General features: G+C 32.8%; 16 protein-coding genes and 3 tRNA genes. 9 read left to right on the top strand and 10 right to left on the bottom strand.

The window, feature by feature from the left end:
- The first annotated feature begins 67 nt into the window (after positions 1-67).
- A complete protein-coding gene (locus ACFEL1_RS04900; RefSeq protein ID WP_341751470.1) occupies positions 68-403 on the top strand; it encodes a DUF2610 domain-containing protein in 336 nt (111 codons plus the stop codon).
- A 244-nt stretch (positions 404-647) separates the two neighbouring features.
- Positions 648-1,343, top strand: coding sequence for a metal ABC transporter ATP-binding protein (locus ACFEL1_RS04895; protein WP_341762183.1), 696 nt, complete (start codon positions 648-650; stop codon positions 1,341-1,343).
- Positions 1,344-1,567: 224 nt separating this feature from the next.
- Here ACFEL1_RS04895 and ACFEL1_RS04890 read toward each other — a convergent pair whose 3' ends face one another.
- From ACFEL1_RS04890 to pgeF, 5 genes are all read right to left on the bottom strand, one after another.
- On the bottom strand, positions 1,568-2,293 hold the full coding sequence (locus ACFEL1_RS04890; RefSeq protein WP_375330688.1) for an SDR family oxidoreductase: 726 nt from the start codon (positions 2,291-2,293) through the stop codon (positions 1,568-1,570).
- A 5-nt stretch (positions 2,294-2,298) separates the two neighbouring features.
- A complete protein-coding gene (locus ACFEL1_RS04885; protein WP_342279094.1) occupies positions 2,299-2,862 on the bottom strand; it encodes a NifU family protein in 564 nt (187 codons plus the stop codon).
- A 43-nt stretch (positions 2,863-2,905) separates the two neighbouring features.
- Positions 2,906-2,991, bottom strand: a tRNA-Leu gene (locus ACFEL1_RS04880).
- Positions 2,992-3,124: 133 nt separating this feature from the next.
- Positions 3,125-4,288 (bottom strand): DNA polymerase III subunit beta, encoded by a 1,164-nt coding sequence (gene dnaN / locus ACFEL1_RS04875; protein ID WP_341762782.1) that lies wholly within the window; start codon positions 4,286-4,288, stop codon positions 3,125-3,127.
- Positions 4,289-4,301: 13 nt separating this feature from the next.
- Positions 4,302-5,036 (bottom strand): peptidoglycan editing factor PgeF, encoded by a 735-nt coding sequence (gene pgeF / locus ACFEL1_RS04870; protein ID WP_341761730.1) that lies wholly within the window; start codon positions 5,034-5,036, stop codon positions 4,302-4,304.
- Between pgeF and ACFEL1_RS04865 the strand changes: the two genes are divergently transcribed.
- From ACFEL1_RS04865 to bcp, 3 genes are read left to right on the top strand one after another with little or no spacing between them, the layout of a single operon-like run.
- Positions 5,037-5,915 (top strand): glutamine synthetase, encoded by an 879-nt coding sequence (locus ACFEL1_RS04865; protein WP_375330687.1) that lies wholly within the window; start codon positions 5,037-5,039, stop codon positions 5,913-5,915.
- Positions 5,915-6,640, top strand: coding sequence for an SURF1 family protein (locus ACFEL1_RS04860; protein WP_342279097.1), 726 nt, complete (start codon positions 5,915-5,917; stop codon positions 6,638-6,640). The genes ACFEL1_RS04865 and ACFEL1_RS04860 overlap by 1 nt, the downstream gene beginning before the upstream one ends.
- Before the next feature lie 28 nt (positions 6,641-6,668).
- On the top strand, positions 6,669-7,136 hold the full coding sequence (gene bcp / locus ACFEL1_RS04855; RefSeq protein WP_375330686.1) for a thioredoxin-dependent thiol peroxidase: 468 nt from the start codon (positions 6,669-6,671) through the stop codon (positions 7,134-7,136).
- A gap of 21 nt (positions 7,137-7,157) precedes the next feature.
- On the opposite strand, the gene ACFEL1_RS04850 is transcribed toward bcp, so the two are convergent.
- On the bottom strand, positions 7,158-8,012 hold the full coding sequence (locus ACFEL1_RS04850) for a cytochrome c oxidase subunit 3 (RefSeq protein ID WP_375330685.1): 855 nt from the start codon (positions 8,010-8,012) through the stop codon (positions 7,158-7,160).
- A gap of 130 nt (positions 8,013-8,142) precedes the next feature.
- A complete protein-coding gene (locus ACFEL1_RS04845) occupies positions 8,143-9,696 on the bottom strand; it encodes a patatin-like phospholipase family protein (protein ID WP_375330684.1) in 1,554 nt (517 codons plus the stop codon).
- A 261-nt stretch (positions 9,697-9,957) separates the two neighbouring features.
- On the opposite strand from ACFEL1_RS04845, the gene ACFEL1_RS04840 reads away from it, so the two are divergent.
- Together ACFEL1_RS04840 and hemF are read left to right on the top strand one after the other, a co-directional pair.
- A complete protein-coding gene (locus tag ACFEL1_RS04840; RefSeq protein WP_342279101.1) occupies positions 9,958-11,238 on the top strand; it encodes an MFS transporter in 1,281 nt (426 codons plus the stop codon).
- Positions 11,239-11,282: 44 nt separating this feature from the next.
- On the top strand, positions 11,283-12,116 hold the full coding sequence (hemF, locus tag ACFEL1_RS04835; protein WP_342279102.1) for an oxygen-dependent coproporphyrinogen oxidase: 834 nt from the start codon (positions 11,283-11,285) through the stop codon (positions 12,114-12,116).
- 27 nt (positions 12,117-12,143) lie between these two features.
- Here the strand turns inward: hemF and ACFEL1_RS04830 are convergent.
- The 3 genes from ACFEL1_RS04830 to grxC all read right to left on the bottom strand — a co-directional run bounded on the left by ACFEL1_RS04830 (position 12,144) and on the right by grxC (position 12,813).
- Positions 12,144-12,220, bottom strand: a tRNA-Arg gene (locus ACFEL1_RS04830).
- A 127-nt stretch (positions 12,221-12,347) separates the two neighbouring features.
- Positions 12,348-12,424 (bottom strand) — tRNA-His (locus ACFEL1_RS04825).
- A 116-nt stretch (positions 12,425-12,540) separates the two neighbouring features.
- On the bottom strand, positions 12,541-12,813 hold the full coding sequence (gene grxC, locus ACFEL1_RS04820) for a glutaredoxin 3 (protein ID WP_341762791.1): 273 nt from the start codon (positions 12,811-12,813) through the stop codon (positions 12,541-12,543).
- 75 nt (positions 12,814-12,888) lie between these two features.
- Here grxC and uvrB point away from each other — a divergent pair, with 75 nt between their 5' ends.
- Together uvrB and ACFEL1_RS04810 are read left to right on the top strand one after the other, a co-directional pair.
- On the top strand, positions 12,889-14,877 hold the full coding sequence (uvrB, locus tag ACFEL1_RS04815; RefSeq protein ID WP_375331548.1) for an excinuclease ABC subunit UvrB: 1,989 nt from the start codon (positions 12,889-12,891) through the stop codon (positions 14,875-14,877).
- Positions 14,878-15,222: 345 nt separating this feature from the next.
- The gene (locus tag ACFEL1_RS04810; RefSeq protein WP_375330683.1) at positions 15,223-17,508 is read left to right on the top strand and encodes an N-6 DNA methylase; all 2,286 of its coding nucleotides are present in this window, start codon (positions 15,223-15,225) and stop codon (positions 17,506-17,508) included.
- Positions 17,509-17,511: the final 3 nt, after the last annotated feature.

Genomic DNA, 17,511 nt, shown 5'->3' with positions numbered 1-17,511 from the left:
AGGGATAAGTTTTTTAGGATTAAATCTTGAAATCCCTAATATTATTCTAATAATTTAATGTTATGTTATGAAAAAGTTTAGTGTTAATTGTGATTTTGGTGGACAAATGGCACCGTTTACCATATATGTAGGGCAACCTGAGCCGGGGCATCATCCCCTGCATTTTCAGGATGACTGGTTATCAAAGCAACGTGGTGGGAAAATACCAGCTGAGGTCATGGATGCGATAACTAAACTGCAAGAACTGGCTAATAAGAATAATGTTCTGCTGGAAGAATTGTGTGTGTATGCTCTTGGTTCTGCGCAAGAAGAGGATGATAAATCTGAAAAAAGTGAAGAATCGGAAAGTGATAATGACGACCAAGATAGTAATAATGATGTTAACGGTGAGACTGCTAGTTAACCTGAGTTCGATGTAATACCATTTCCGAAAACTAATCATCACGTCGTCGTACTTCATGATCTCCGCTGCTCACGTACTAATGTACGCTACGCCGCTCAACTTTGCTACTGCCTAGCTCTTCTTGAAGTTATACTATCGTCTACCAACTCTCCATTTACGAGCAGTATATAACTTGTTATATCGAACTTCATAATTGGCACACAATAATAATTTTGATCAGGTGGTTGTGTCTATATCAGAAGATATTACATTAATAAAATTCAGTAATGTATCTAAACAATTTGGCAAAAAGTTACCTCTTAATAATATTAATTTTACCGTTAAAAAAGGTGAGGTTACGACTTTAATCGGTCCAAATGGTGCTGGAAAAACAACAATAGCTAGATTAATCTTGGGATTAGACAGTGCCTCATCTGGTAATATAACAATTCACCCCCATCTAAAAATTGGCTATGTACCGCAGAGACTAGATTTTGCTTCAGACTTACCAATTACAGCTGAAAATTTTTTGTATTTATTAGCCTCAAATGCTACTCGCAATGATTGGCAAGAATGGAGTAATTTTATTGATTTTGATAATTATAAACATCATGATATTTCAGAACTTTCTGGTGGTCAATTTCAGAAGCTAATTCTAACTGCTACCTTACTCAACAATCCTGATCTAATTATTTTAGATGAACCAACTCAATCATTAGATGTTACTAGTCAGCAAGAATTTTATCGGATTATTAATCAAATAAAAAAACGTCTAAATATTACAATTTTTATGATATCACATGACTTATTTACTGTGATGAAAAATTCTGACCAAGTTATATGTTTGAATGGACATATATGTTGTAGCGGTAAGCCTAACGATTTAGCACAGAACCAAGACTTTCTAAACACCTTGTCATCAATTGGCTTTTATATCCATCATCATGACCATAAACATTAGATGCTCGATGAAAATCAAGAATTGCGTTGTCGTCTTCAGGACACAACTGTTGAAAGTTTCAATAAACGTCATTGCGAGGAGACCGTAGGTCGACGAAGCAATCCATATGACAAGCTTCATGGATTGCCGCGCTCACGTATGTTCGCTCGCAATGACGGTTTAGGGCTAACAACGCTCATCACAATGACGATTTTTTAACTTTTAACAGTTGTGGAGTATATACCTCATGACATGTTATACCCACCATTAATTGACAACGTTTCCCCAGTAATAAAACCAGCTTGCTCATCTGCTAGATACTCTACGGCTCTAGCAATTTCTTCCGGTCTACCCAACCTTTTCATTGGCACAGCTGCTATTATTTGCTCTAGTACATTAGCTGGTATCTTTTCAACCATTGCTGTTTTAATATACCCAGGAGCTATACAATTTACCGTTATATTTTTAGAAGCTGATTCCCTAGCTAACGCCTTAGTAAATCCTATAATTCCAGCTTTAGCAGCAGAATAATTAGTTTGCCCTATTTGTCCTGCCTGAGCATTAATCGAACTAATATTAATAATTCGTCCGTAATTTTGATTTCGCATTTGGTTAATTACTGCACGGCACATATTAAAGCATGAGCTAAGATTAACGTTAATCACTTCTTGCCACTCTTCCTCGATCATTTTATGCATCATCGCATCCCTAGTAATACCAGCATTATTTACCAAAACACTTACCGAACAACCAAATTCATTTTCAAGCTCCTCTATTGACCTAAAACATTCAGCATAATTTGCTGTATTCCATTGCTTAGTTTTAATAGAATAATTTTCATTAAAATCTTTAGCAGCTTGGTAATCACTATAGAAATTTGCTACAACGGTAAAGCCTCTATCCTTTAATGCTATAGCAATAGCCTTGCCTATCCCCCTTGTTCCCCCTGTAACTACTGCTAACCTTGACATAATATCTATAACTCATCTACAGCTTCAACAGATTCTACCTCGGGGATAAAATGTTTAAGCATTGATTCAATACCATTTTTTAAAGTAATAGCCGAACTAGGACAACCTTGGCAAGCTCCACGAAGTTCTAATTTTACCACTCCATTTTCAAATCCTCGATATATTATATCACCTCCATCCATGGCGACCGAAGGACGTACACGTGTTTCAATAATTTCTACAATCTGTTGTTCGATTTCAGACATCTCGTCAGAATTATTTATGGCAGATTGACCATTTTCCCCATCAAAGACAGTAAAACCAGCAGTAAAATGATCCATAATAACCATCAAAATTTCAGGTTTTAAAACTAGCCAATCACTTTCTTCTTCTTTAGTAATAGTAATAAAATCACTACCAAAAAATACAGATTTTACGTTATTTATACTAAATAATTGAACTACTAGCCTGCTTTTACCTTTTGCCTCATCAAGATTACTAAAATGAACCGGCTCGTTAGGGCTAACAGGTATGTTAGGGAAAAATTTTATCGCATTAGGATTAGGAGTAATTTCAGTTTGAATAAACATATACTTTTTCCTCGATAAAAAGAATGGTCTTGATAAAAATGAATGGTACCCGCGGCCAGACTTGAACTGGCAAGGGTTTGCACCCCACGGATTTTAAGTCCGTTATGTCTACCATTCCATCACGCGGGCAAGGTCAGGTTATTTTAGACTCTATGAAGATTGCACAGACTAATAAAAAAAACGTTAAAAAGCAAGTATTTTTACTATAAAAACTTCATTTCTTCTTGATTTTTATCGAGTATACATTGAATTAAGGTGAATATTAAACCTTAACTGGCATAATCACAAAAACATCTTTAGGATTCTGAAGAGTTTTCAATAACATTGGTGATGATGCATTTAAAAAGTGTAGCTCAACTTGGTTTGCTTTAGTAGCACTTAACACAGCACTTAGTGCATCAGTAAGATATTTAGGATTAAAACCTATAGACAGAGTATCTTCATGATCAAAAATGCATAAATTACTTTCATCTAGAGAACATGGTATGCATTCTTTAGCCACGCCTCTTGCTTCTCCAGAAGCGGTAATTTCAAGCAAGTCTTTTGATAAAATCAATTTTATTGCTTGAAATTTGTCTATAGTTATTGTCGCTACTCTATCTATAGCATCAGCTAGCAACTTGGTATTAATAGTAAGTTTATAGTTGTTCTCTGCTGGGATAAAAGCTTGATAATCCGGAAAAGTTCCATCAATTAGTTTTGATACCATTATAATATCATTACAAACAAATTTAATCCTATTAACACTTAGAAAAATTTCAGTTTCCAGTTGAATATTCTTAGGGTCTTTCAATATCTTAACAATTTCCTCAAGAGTCTTTTTAGGTAAAATAACTCCAAACTCGCTAGCATTATTGGCTATTTTTACTACTGACACTGATAATCTATGCCCATCGGTGCTAGCCATATAACATTCTTCATCTTTTACACAGAAATAAACACCATTAAGATTATAACGAGTTTCATCAACGGATACCGAAAACAAAGTACCGTCGATCATTTTAACAAAATCACTACAAGGTATTTTTAAAGTAGCTTCAACATTAATATCATCTAATGCAGGGAACTGGTTAGCATGTAGGGTTAGTAGGTTAAAAGCACAATTCTTTCCTAGAATTTCAAGTTGATCTGTTTCATTTGAGACACTGAGCGTTACATCATTATCAGATATCTTTCTTATTATGTCATTTAATGTTTTAGTAGATACCATTATTTCGCCTTCACTTATTACTTGAGCTGCTACTTTTTGGCTTAAATATATTTCCATGTTAGTAGTTATTAGCTCTAGCTTACCATCCTTAGATGATAATTTAACATGACTAAGCTCAGCAATTACGTTACGTTTTTCTACCACAGAATTGGCAAAAGCCAAAGCATGAGTTAATGTTTTTGTCTCAACTATTATTTTTAAGTTATTATTATTCATATTTATTTAGTATTTATCCTTTAATTACAATGGTGGATAATATGGTACGGTTATATAATTCTCCAGTATGGCAGGAACGTCGATAACTTGGATATTTCTCAGGGTTAGTATATGTATCTTCTAGCATCTTTGTTATATCTTTAATACCAGCTTCTTGCAGTTGAAGTTCTACATAAGCTGGTAAATCGAACATATAATGCTTTGTTCTCAAGGAGGCACTAAAAAACTTTGAGTTCTCAGCCCGCTGCTTTATAAAATTATCGTAAAATTCTTGGTCTACCTCATAAGAATATTGTTGAATACTAGGGCAAATAATAGCTTTAATATTTTTTGCTCCTTTCTCATGCATTAGTTTTACCAAATTATTAGTGATACCAGCTTTAGCACCACGCCAACCACAATGAGCTGCCCCTATAACCTTACCATCTTCGCTACTAAGTAGAATAGGAACGCAATCAGCAGTTTGTACTGTTAGTACTAGATTTTTTTTGGTAGTAACTGCTCCATCACCTTCGGGATCAGTCTTAACATCACTATCAGCATCAATAACTTTGTTACCATGCACTTGCTGTAGGATAACAATATTCTCGGCATCATAATATTTAACTACTGTTAGCCGATTATTCTCGACACTTTCTAAGATACTAGAATCACCCAACTTATTTTTTTTACTATAAATATGACTAGATTGCTTGAAGCTTCCATCAAAAATTTTATAATAAACTTTATTCTTTATAAACTCATCCACATGACCACCCTACAGCAATTTATCCATACACTATCAGATCATTTGCAAAAGAACAATGCTTTACAAAAAATCATTAAGAAATTTCAAACAGACTACTCGCTAATAGCTTGCATCGGAGTAGAAATAGAATTTTATTTAAGCAAAAATATTGATCCTCTCGAATTTCAGACTCTACTTGGAATAGCAGTTAAGAAAGAAAAAGGAGCTAATCAATTTGAGGTAGATTTGCCGCCTTCCACTAACATAATTGAGTATATAGAAAAAATTAGTAGCACTAAGTCTAAAATACAAATTATTGCAGAAAAATTACGGGGTAATGTAAATTTTTCTGCCAAACCATTTGCAAGCGATTATGGTAGTAGTATGCATTTTCATGTAAATTTTATATCCCCAAATGATTTGGAGAAGAGTATACTTAATATTGATCTAATAGGTCAAAGTATCTGTCATTATATGCTTGACACTTTCTTGATATTCATGCCAAATGAAGATGACTACCTTCGTTTGGATAAGAATTTTATGGCACCAACTAATGTATCTTTTGGTAATAATAATAGAACTGTTGCACTGCGTATCCCTGACCTCTCTCCTAAAAGACTAGAACATAGAATAGCAAATCCACTAACTGATCCTTATTTAGCAATTTTTACTATTTTAAACTCTATATTTCTAGGTTTAAAATTTCCTGATAAAATAAATAATATCAACAAAATATATGGCAATGCTTTTGATCAACAATATAATTTAGTGTCATTCCCCAAATCATTAACAGAAGCATTAAAGCTATTTAATTTGGAGTTTTTTATATACCTAAATGATAATAGACAAAGAGAACTAGCTACTCTAGAATCACTACTAGAAATAATGAAGAAATTATAGTGTTACAAACTTTAAAAAAAAGTACTTTAAAAATCGGTAAGTGCCAAGTTCAATTATTACCTTTATTACTTACTATATTAGCATTTGTAATTCTCTTATCACTTGGGTTTTGGCAAATTGCTAGATTACAGGAAAAAGAACTGTTTTTAAGTTCAATGAAAAATAATCTTAATAATCCGCCAATTGATATAAAAACACTTAGTGGAAATAAATTATATGCTAAAATAAGGGCGAACGGCTATTTTCTAGTGGGTAAGAATTTACATCTTTATGGACGCAGATCAATGTCCACTGAAAAAGATGGTTATTATTTAGTTACCCCATTTCAAACTGATGATAACAAGATAATCTTGGTTGTACTAGGGTGGTTTGCTGGGAGGCATAAAAAAAATATTGATAATATAATAGATAACTCTATGGAAATTACAGGTGTAATTCTTCCCGGTGAAAAAACAAAGCTGTTTGTACTGGATAATGATGTTAAAAACAATGTTTGGTTTACCTTGGATTTAACTCAAGCCTCTGATGTTCTTGGCTTAAAATTAGAAGATTTTTATTTAGTTATGGAGGGTAATAACAATCGATCTGATATTCTTAAAAGTTTGTCGATTGAAAATTTGTTGAATGTCAGAAATAATCATTTAGAATATGCTATAACTTGGTTTGCATTAGCGATTTCGTTAGCAGTAATTTTTATGATTTGTAATTTGTCTAAAAGAAATTAGTTAATAAAATAAATATAAAGGAGTAGTTATGACATTAAAAATAGGCGATATTGCACCAAATTTTACTATGCCAATAGGTGATAATAGTAAAATCAATTTGTCAGATTTAACAGGAAAGGTTGTTGTATTATATTTTTATCCTAAAGATGATACACCAGGTTGTACTATCGAGGCCGGTGACTTTAATAAATTAAAACTAGAATTTGAAAAAATGAATGCTGTCATTATTGGTGTATCAAAGGACGACTTAAATTCTCACGATAAATTCAAGAAAAAATATTGTTTGGATTTTGATCTTGCATCAGATTCTAATTCTGATACTTGTGAAAAATATGGAGTTTGGGTAGAAAAATCAATGTTTGGTAAAAAATATATGGGAGTTGATAGAGCTACTTTCTTAATAGATAAAAAAGGCAAGATAGCTTACATTTGGTCAAAAGTACAAGTAGCTGGACATGCTGAAGACGTATTAAATCAGGTAAAGAAAATAATATAAACATATCTATATTTTAACAGTCTATCTTCTAAGAGCATATACAAAAGTGAACAAAAACAACCATACTACATCGACAAAATGCCAGTACCAAGCTGCAAATTCAAAACCCAAATGACCATTACCTTTCACAAAGTCACCTCGCCGCACTCTATAATAACAAACACTTAGAAATATAGTGCCAATTATTACGTGAACTCCGTGAAAACCTGTTGCTAAGTAAAAATTAGAAGGATAGATTCCATCTTTAAAACCAAAAGCTGCATGATGATATTCATAAGCTTGCATTAAACTAAAAAATACACCAAGTATTATGGTAAAGCTAAGAGCGGTCATACAATCCTTTTGGTTATTTTCCTCAAGAGCATAATGTGCCCAAGTTACTGTTGTACCGGACAACAAAAGAATCAATGTGTTAATAAAAGGAATGTCAAAAGGATCAAATGTTTGAATACCAGCAGGAGGCCATACACCAGGCTTTACCACCCATACACCATCTAGCAGTCCTACAGGGAAAAGGTTTGCTTTAAAAAATGATCCAAAAAATACAGCAAAAAACATTATTTCTGACAAAATAAATAGTGCCATACCTATCCTTAAGCCGATTCTTACTGGCTGCGTATGATGTTTTCCAATTAATCCCTCTTTAATTACATCACTCCACCATGAATATAAACAAAAAATCACTGAAAGAATACCAGCTCCAAAAACATATTCACCAAATCTATATGCATGCATAAACATTATGCTACCGCTAGCTAAAAGCAATAAGGCAAATGAAGTCAGGATTGGCCAAGGACTCGGATCAACGAGATGAAATAGATGTTGTTTTTCTTCTAAAGAAACAACATCATTGTTTTTAATAGATATATGTAACATAACAAACTCATAAGCAATTCACTGCTTGGTTATTTTATGCTATCTTCTGTAAATATCAAGAATATACTCAACAGACGCGAATTCGGGATAAGAATTAGTTAATTCTTATCCTGAATTGGGGTAATTACAATTAATACACTTCAGGAGGAGCGTGTGAAAAATCTGAGCCTCTTCCATCACACGGTACTTCTTGAGCTAAAGCTTCTTGACCACAAGTATTCGAAAGCGAAGCATAATCATTATCAGGTATAAACATCTTACTAAAAGAGCTAAGAAGCATATTTTGAGAATTAGTTAACTCAGGTATCTCATCTGTATGATTACCGTTGATGATTGAGCTAATCCGACCGGATAGAGCTTCAATTTGTGTATTATCTAATACTTGTAAGAACATTTCCAAAAGCTGAGATTCCCTAGGAGTTAAAGTACTCAAGCCTTTTTGTAGAGTTTCATATTGACTATCATTTAAATCTTTAATCAATAATTGTTGTTTATCACATTCATTCGATATTACACGATTACTAACAGTACTGGAAGCATTATTATCTTGTCCTTCATCATCAGTATTATCACTCGCTACTAACACACTAGAAACATTAGATTCGTCAATGTTTGCTGCTTTTAAGCTCTCTTCTCTATTGACACTCTCAACCAATGTTTTACAGAGATTCTCAAGTAATTCTTTGTTATTTTCTACATATTGCCTACCAATTTCTTTTAATTTAGCTATATTATCTGGCTCAACATTATCCAATTTCTTACATTCTTTTGGTATAGGAATTAATATCTCTGTAAATTGACCAGCTTTTGGTAAATCTTTTTTAACTTCATTTGTAGCACTACTTTCGGTAGCTTTAGTAATTTTGCTTACTATGTTGCCTTTAGTTCCCCAACCTATGCAACCATCCAATTTTTTTGATGGTATCTCCATTTCTTTATTAGTTTGTTCAAAATTGATAGCACAAATCGTCGTATGTTTTAACATTTCTACTTGTTTTTCAATAGTTAGCCCTTCTTTCAGTACTCCTAGAGCTGATGCTGCCGGACGATTAGCACTTAAGCCTCCATCGACAAAAGCATAAGGTACTCCAGCATCATAGCCAAAACCACCTACACCCTCTTTACTAACAACAGGTTTAAAATAAGTAGGAGCTGCCGTAGTAGCAAGAACTACCTCTTTTTTTAGTAGGCTGTTAGGGGCATGACTATCAAAAACTTTATTAGGATCATTTTTGCCACCTACGTCAAAAACAGGTATAATAACGCGACTTATAGCCTCATCCAATGTACTATTATCCAAATATTTTTCTAACATTGCTTTAAGAGGTTTTTGACTATATTTATGGCTGAATATCCTACCGATTGGTCCATTAAAATACCATTTTTGTGGAAAAATATCAGCAGCAGTATTTTCACATAGCTCTAAAGCTTGTTTTGCTGAAAAAAGCGGTTCTGTTGATCCCTCTTCTTTAGGGATGGTCAATAAAGTTGCAATTAATCCCCCAACGCTAGTGCCAGCAATAATATTGAATAATTTAGATATAGGTTTGCCTGTATATTCCTCAATCGCTGCAAGTACAACCAACTCAGCAACCCCCTTAATTCCACCACCTGAGATAGAGAGAATCCTATTTTCTTGTATTTTATCTATTTTACCTAATTTTGTTCCACCTATGTCGCCCATAATTATAACTCATTAAAGTTAATAAAAAATATTTATACAACATACATAGTGGAAGAGCTTGTCAAAAAGATCAAGCTATAGATGATATAAACTACTAATTATTATCTACCTGTATTGTATAATAATCACTATATATTAAATAATAATTAACTTTCCTGTAATATATATAGCTTGTTGCAAAAAATAAAATTATTTTACACTTTATAAGTTGGTTAAGTAGTCTATAATCCGATTTAATTAAATTTGATTGATAAGATATAGATGAGCAAACCTAAATCCGTTTTTTTATCAGCAATTTCAGGCAATATACTGGAATATTACGATTTCACAGTATATTCAGTATTTTCATTAGTAATTGGTCATACATTTTTTCCTTCAAGCTCAAAATTTTTACAAATATTGTTGGCTCTCGGGGTATTTGCACTAGGATTCATTACTAGACCAATTGGTGGTATATTTTTTGGTTATGTTGGCGATAAATATGGAAGGCGTATAGCCTTAATTATTTCCATGCTTGGTATGACTATACCAACATTTACTATGGGACTAATTCCTTCTTATCATGACATAGGAGTTTATGCACCGATAATATTAATCATAATGCGTCTTTTTCAAGGCTTATGTATTAGTGGTGAAGGGGCTGGAGCTGCTATTTTTATTCTAGAACATCATCAAAATTTACGACCAGGTTTTACTGCTGGTTTAGTACATGGCTCAAATATGGCTGGTACGTTAATAGCCACCCTTGTAGGAATTATTATTGAACAATATTTTTATCATTTTGATTTTGCTTGGCGTTTTGCATTTTTACTAGGTGGAGCTATGGGGCTTGTCGGTTTCTATTTGCGTCTTCGTGTATCAGAGACTCCAATTTTCAAAATGTTAGCTGAACAAAAGAAAACTTTAAAAGCACCTTTTATCAACGTAGTTAAGACAGCTTGGAAAGCGATGTTTTTAACCTTTTGTACAGGTGCAGTTGCTAGTAGCGTCGTCTATTTAGTAAAAACCTATATCATTGTGTATTACCATGATGTTATGCACCTTGATAATACAATTGCTCTTACTTATATGTTATATGCAAATTTTATATCGATGGTATCTATGCCATTATTTGGTGGATTAACTGATATTATTGGAAAATTTAAGACTTTAGCTTTAGTAAGCTTAGCAATCTTGATATTAGCTTTACCTATTTTGTTATCTATGTCATTACTGTTCATGTGGCAACAAATTCTAGCACTAACTATCTTAGGTATTCTTAGTGGGGCAATAGCTGGGGCAGCCTATAGCTTTATTATATCTTTATTTACTCCTGAACAAAAATTTTCAGGGGTATCCTTTAGTTATAATTTGGGTATTACTATATTTGGTGGTACTTCTCCTCTTATTTCTCGTTGGCTTGTTGAAAAAACAGGCTTGTTTTATGCCCCTGCCTTTTATATTATGACTACTTCTAGTATATTTTTAGTTATCATTTATTTTATGAGAAATGAAATAAGATGTTTACTTAGCAGGAATTCTTTCAAAACTAGAAAGAGATAATAAGTTGTTTTAACACTCCCACTATAGTGATGGTATAAATTACTATGACCAGCAACAAAGAAAAAGCAATAACATGGTTTACAAATTTACGTGATCAAGTATGTACTGAATTCGAGAAAATTGAACTTGAATATAGTAAGGCGAAAGGTTTAGCTCCTACGAGATTCATACGATCACCATGGGACAGAAAAAATGGTGGTGGTGGCGTAATGTCTGTAATGCGTGGTAACTTATTTGAAAAAGTTGGTGTTAATATTTCTACAGTTTTTGGGGAATTATCTCTAGAATTTAGTAAAAATATACCGGGTACGGAAAATAGTAGGCAATTCTTTGCTACTGGTATTTCTATCGTGGCTCACCTTACTTCTCCATTGATACCAGCGGTACATTTCAACACCCGCTATATTGAAACTGCTAATCATTGGTTTGGCGGTGGTGGAGACCTAACGCCATTTTACCCTAATGAAAATGAGACAACAAAATTTCATAATGCTTTTAAACATGCTTGTGATAAACATGATCCAAATTATTATCCTAAATTTACAAAACAATGTGATGAGTATTTTTACTTAAAACATAGAAATGAGCCAAGGGGAGTAGGCGGTATATTTTATGATTATTTAAATACTGGAAATTTTAATAATGATTTTTCTTTTACTAAGGACGTAGGACAAGCATTTTTAACAGTATATCCTGAAATTGTTAGAACAAAGATGCTACTGCCTTGGACTAATGAACAAAAGGATTATCAATTGGTGCGTCGTGGTAGATATGTTGAATTTAACTTATTATATGATCGTGGGACAATGTTTGGCTTAATGACAGATGGCAACGTTGAAGCAATATTAATGTCTCTGCCCCCAGAAGTACGCTGGTAGCCTTGTAATCCCTAGATTTTAAGTAATTGGTGCATTCGATTGGATTCGAACCAACGACCTCTGCCTTCGGAGGGCAACGCTCTATCCAGCTGAGCTACGAATGCTTAATTTATTGCTGCTTCTCAAACATGAAAATACAATAGATCTTTTTCGCTAATAGCAACTACTGATCGTGACTTTTAAATTACCCTATGGCTTTATCTGAGAGAAGAATTTTTAACCTAACGAATATGGGGCGAATGACGGGACTTGAACCCGCGACCCTCAGATCCACAATCTGATGCTCTAACCAACTGAGCTACATCCGCCATGTAACCTGCGTTAAAGTAAATTATTATTACCCGTAAGTCAAGTATATTCGAGCCAAATTACCATGACTTAATACATTTATTTTTAGAATTTTTGCTGTCATAATTATATGATATTATTTTACTAATTCATCTAACTTACCTTCTTCTTCAAGTTTATGAAGAGCGTCACAGCCACCAATATGCTTATCATTAATAAATATTTGTGGTAATGTACGTTGTCCATTAGCTTTAGCTTGCAACTCTAATCTTTGCTTGTCATTATAATTGTCTACGATTATTTCTTTGTAAGATATATTTTTTCGATTAAGTAGTTTTTTTGCCTTAGTGCAATAAGGACAATATGTTAATGTATAAATTATGACAGTGTATAGAATCATTTTGTGCATAATTGTTATCCTATTTTTATAGTTATAAGACTATTATCCACATATAATAAACTTTTAGCAAGTTACAAGTTAATGATAAATAAGTTTTCAATAGTATCTAAATATAGTCCAGCTGGCGATCAGCCAAAAGCAATTAATGAAATCGTTAAAGGTCTTGAATCTAGAATGCGTTCACAAATACTCTTTGGTATTACTGGTTCTGGTAAAACCTTCACTATGGCAAATATTATTGAGAGAACCGGTAGACCATCACTTATTATGGTACATAATAAAACATTAGCTGCCCAAATTTATTCAGAAATGAAGGCAATTTTTCCCAATAATGCCGTTGAATATTTTGTATCATATTATGATTATTTCCAACCTGAAGCATATATTGCAAGAACCGATACTTATATAGAAAAAGATTCTTCGATAAATGAACAAATAGATTTATTAAGACACTCTGCCACTAGGTCACTGCTGGAACGTCGGGATGTAATTGTTGTATCCTCAGTTTCTTGTATTTATGGTCTTGGTTCACCAAATCTTTATTATCAGATGACAATAAGCCTTAAGTCTGGGGAAATTTATGCTAGAGATAAATTGCTTAATGACTTAGTAAATTTACAATATGAGCGTAATGATGTGGGGTTTGAACGTGGTACGTTTAGGGTAAAAGGTGATAATATTGACATATTTCCAGTACATTATAACGATAAAGCTTGGCGATTGTCATTTTTTGGCAATGAACTTGAATATATAAGCGAATTTGATCCGCTTACAGGTGAAAAATTAGCTAAATTGGATCAAGCTGTGATTTATGCTAAGTCCCACTTTGTAACACCTAAAGAAGTAGTACAAAATGCTATATCGCAAATTGAGGAAGAATTACAACGACGCTTAGAATTTCTTAAAGCACATGATAAATTAGTAGAGGCTCAAAGATTAAATCAGCGTACCCAATATGATATGGAAATGATGATGGAAACTGGCAGCTGTAAAGGCATTGAGAATTACTCTCGATTCCTAACTGGTAAAGCAAATGGGCAGCCTCCGCCAACCTTATTTGAATATTTGCCCAAAGATGCTTTACTATTTGTCGATGAAAGTCACGTATCTGTCCCGCAAATTAGAGCAATGTATAATGGCGATAGGGCAAGGAAAGAAGTATTAGTAGAACACGGGTTTCGCCTTCCATCAGCCTTAGATAACAGACCATTAAAATTTGAAGAATGGCAAGATTTTAGACCTCAGACGGTTTTTGTCTCAGCAACACCTGGGTCTTTTGAATTGGAAGAAACAGCAGGGATTATGGTCGAGCAAATTATCAGACCAACGGGACTACTAGACCCAGAATGTATTATAAAACCAGCGACTAACCAAGTTGAAGATTTGATAAGCGAGATTCAATATACGATAAATAAAGGATTCCGCGTTTTAGTGACAACATTAACTAAAAAAATGTCAGAAGATTTAACAAATTATCTACAAGAATTAGGGTATAAAGTATCATATTTGCACTCTAATGTTCATACTCTTGAACGTATGGAAATCATAAGAGATTTACGCCAAGGTACTATAGATATTATTGTTGGTATTAATTTATTGCGGGAAGGTTTAGATATTCCAGAATGTGGACTTGTTGCAATACTCGATGCTGATAAAGAAGGTTTTTTGCGTTCTGAAGTCTCATTAATTCAAACTATCGGCAGGGCTGCAAGGAATAGTCAAGGAAGGGTAATACTCTATGCAGATCGCAACACCAAGTCTATTGATAAGGCAGTAAGTGAGACATATAGGAGAAGGAAAATTCAGGAGGAATATAATGAGCAACATGGTATAGTACCGCAGACAATTAATCACCATATCCATGCACTAATCGAATTAGACAAATTGGATAGTAAGTTAGATAATAAAAAACAAACTCATATATTATTAGACAATCCAGTGAAATTGAAAGCTCATATCGATAGATTAAAGAAGGAAATGTATGAAAAGGCTAGTAATTTAGAATTTGAACAGGCGGCAAAAATACGAGATCAAATTAATGTACTAGAAGAAGCAGCCTTAGAGCTAACTTAATTTAAAGTACTTTCTGTTCCAATTAACCATTAGTTTGGGATAAGAATAAGCCTTTTAAAGAATGAGTAATAGTAATGTACTGGTTAGGGGATGAAAAAAATAAGCAATACCGCAAAAATAATGAAAACAGCTATTAGTGGATCATAAAAATCTGTTATATTTATAGATATAACCGAATTTGGAATAACTTGTTATACCGCATTCAGGTTATTTATTACCGTGTATCATCACAACACTCGCAAAAATACGTTGATGAGTTCTGTTTTAGATATAATAACAGAGATAATTACGATATGTTTAATTTGTTGGTAAAACAAGCTGTTTTGTAAAATTGGAATATTCTATATGTATACTAAAAGATTAGAAGCATCTGTAATGCATGATATCTTAGTCCAACTTGATAATCTTGGTTGGATTGTCGATGAGAAAGACCCAAAATGTAACGTCTTTCAGCAAAGAGTGAAACTTACAAAGCAAAAAGAATTACTTAACGGTAAAATACCTGACTTTGTACTATACAAGGAAGGAAGTAACGAACCAATAATAATAATTGAGGCAAAAAAACCGAATGAAAGTATACAATTAGCAATGAACCAAGCATTGAATTTGTATGCTAAACCACTAAATACGCCACTTATATTTGCTTATAATGGTAGTTATATTGAAACACAATATTTGTATAATGGACGTAATCTTAAAATTGATGGGGAAGATGTAAGGCAATTTATAAATCACCATACGGCACTCAGATTTGTTAATGAGGGTTCTGAAATACTATCTGCGGTAAATTTTATTCAGCATTCAAGAGACGAACTTATTAAGGTATTTAAAAGTGCAGCTAATTTACTAAGAGAGGATGGATTACAAGCTGGTCTTGATAGATTTGGGGCATTTTCTGATATTTTGTTTTTAAAAATTCTTGATGAAATTTCTGTTCTAAAGATGTGTGGAAGTGAAGAGAATACATTAGATGAGTATCTTAGATGGAGTTCATTTACTAAGAGAAAAGGAAAAGAATTGTATCAATATGTAAAAGATGTTGTTTGGATTAAGATTAACGAGAAATATGGTGATATTTTTAACGAAGCATTTCCTATTAGTTCACCTGATATTTTTGAAGAAATTATTTGTGAGCTTTCAAAACTTAACCTTACAGCTTCAGATAGTGATGTGAATGGTGATGCTTTTGAGTATTTTTTAAAAAATGCTTACCAAGGCATCAAAATTAAAGATTTAGGCGAATATTTTACACCTAGAAACATTGTAAGAACAATGATAAGTATGGTTAATCCTAAAATTGGCGAAACCATTTATGACCCTTTTTGTGGTACAGGAGGGTTTTTAATTGAAGCGTTTAGATATTTAAAAATCAGAACTTCGTTTAACGATGAGATGCAAAATATTCTAAGAAAAAAAACAATTTATGGTTCTGAGATTACTGTAAATGCAAGAATTGCAAAAATGAATATGATTTTGTTCGGAGACGGACATAGTAATATCAAAAAACAAGACACCATTTCTGATTATGTAAATCAAAAATATGATATTGTAATTACAAATCCACCATATTCGCAACAAACAAGGTTTGGGTATTTGTATCCCATTCAATCAAATAATGGGGACGCTATTTGTGCTTTGCATTGCTTTGAAGCTTTAAAACTAGGTGGTAGAGGTTGTTTACTTGTAAAAGAAAATTTTCTTTCAGATGGGGGCGATGTTGGAAAGGTAAGAGAGTATATTTTTAATAACTCATCAAATGTTTCTATTGTTTCATTGCCAAGAAAGCTTTTTGAACCTTACACACCAACAAAAACAAGCATTGTATATTTCGAGAAAAACAGAAAGATATCAAACACATTCTTTTTTGCAGTTAATGCGGTCGGTCATGAACTTGGTTCAAGAAAGAAGCCAATTAAGGACAATGATTTGCCAGCTGCACTTGATGCTTTCAATAATAAAAAGACTGTTTCGGAAATTGAGTCTGCTATAATAGCATCAACTGAAATCGCCAAAAATGGTTATAGTTTATGGATTTATGATTATTTTGATATTTTTGCTAATTTAAAAGGCGAGATTATAAAACTTGGTAATTATATTGAGGAGATAACAGAAAAAACAGAGCCGTCTTTACAGCCAATTACAGATTTTAGAATTTTAGGTGTAAGTAATAGTATTGGTGTTTTTGACAATGAAATTTTAAAAGGTGAGGACATAAACCAAAAATACAAGCAGGTTCAAGCTGGAGATTTGGTATATAATCCGCATAGGATTAATGTTGGTTCTTTAGGTTTAGTCTTTGAGGATTTAAGCGGTGGTTATGTAAGTGGTATTTATATTGTCTTTAGAGTTTTAAAAAAATTCCAAGATACTCTACCATCCGAATATTTATTACATATTTTAAAGTCAAAATATTATTTAGCCATTATTGGCAAATACGATACAAAATATGGAGCTGTTAGAGCAAACTTAACTTATGAACAGCTTTGTAATATACACATACCATTACTTAAAAAAAATGAAATGAAAGAATTTTTAGAAAAAATAAGTAAACTAAATAATATCACGGAAGAATTTCAGAAAATTAAAAATAATCTTAAAGAATCTATACATAAAATTTTACCTCATTTATGAATT

Source organism: Candidatus Tisiphia endosymbiont of Oplodontha viridula, assembly GCF_964264865.1.
GTDB lineage: Bacteria > Pseudomonadota > Alphaproteobacteria > Rickettsiales > Rickettsiaceae > Tisiphia.
The sequence above is the reverse complement of the archived record's forward strand: the minus strand, read 5'-3'. Positions and strand labels throughout refer to the sequence as shown.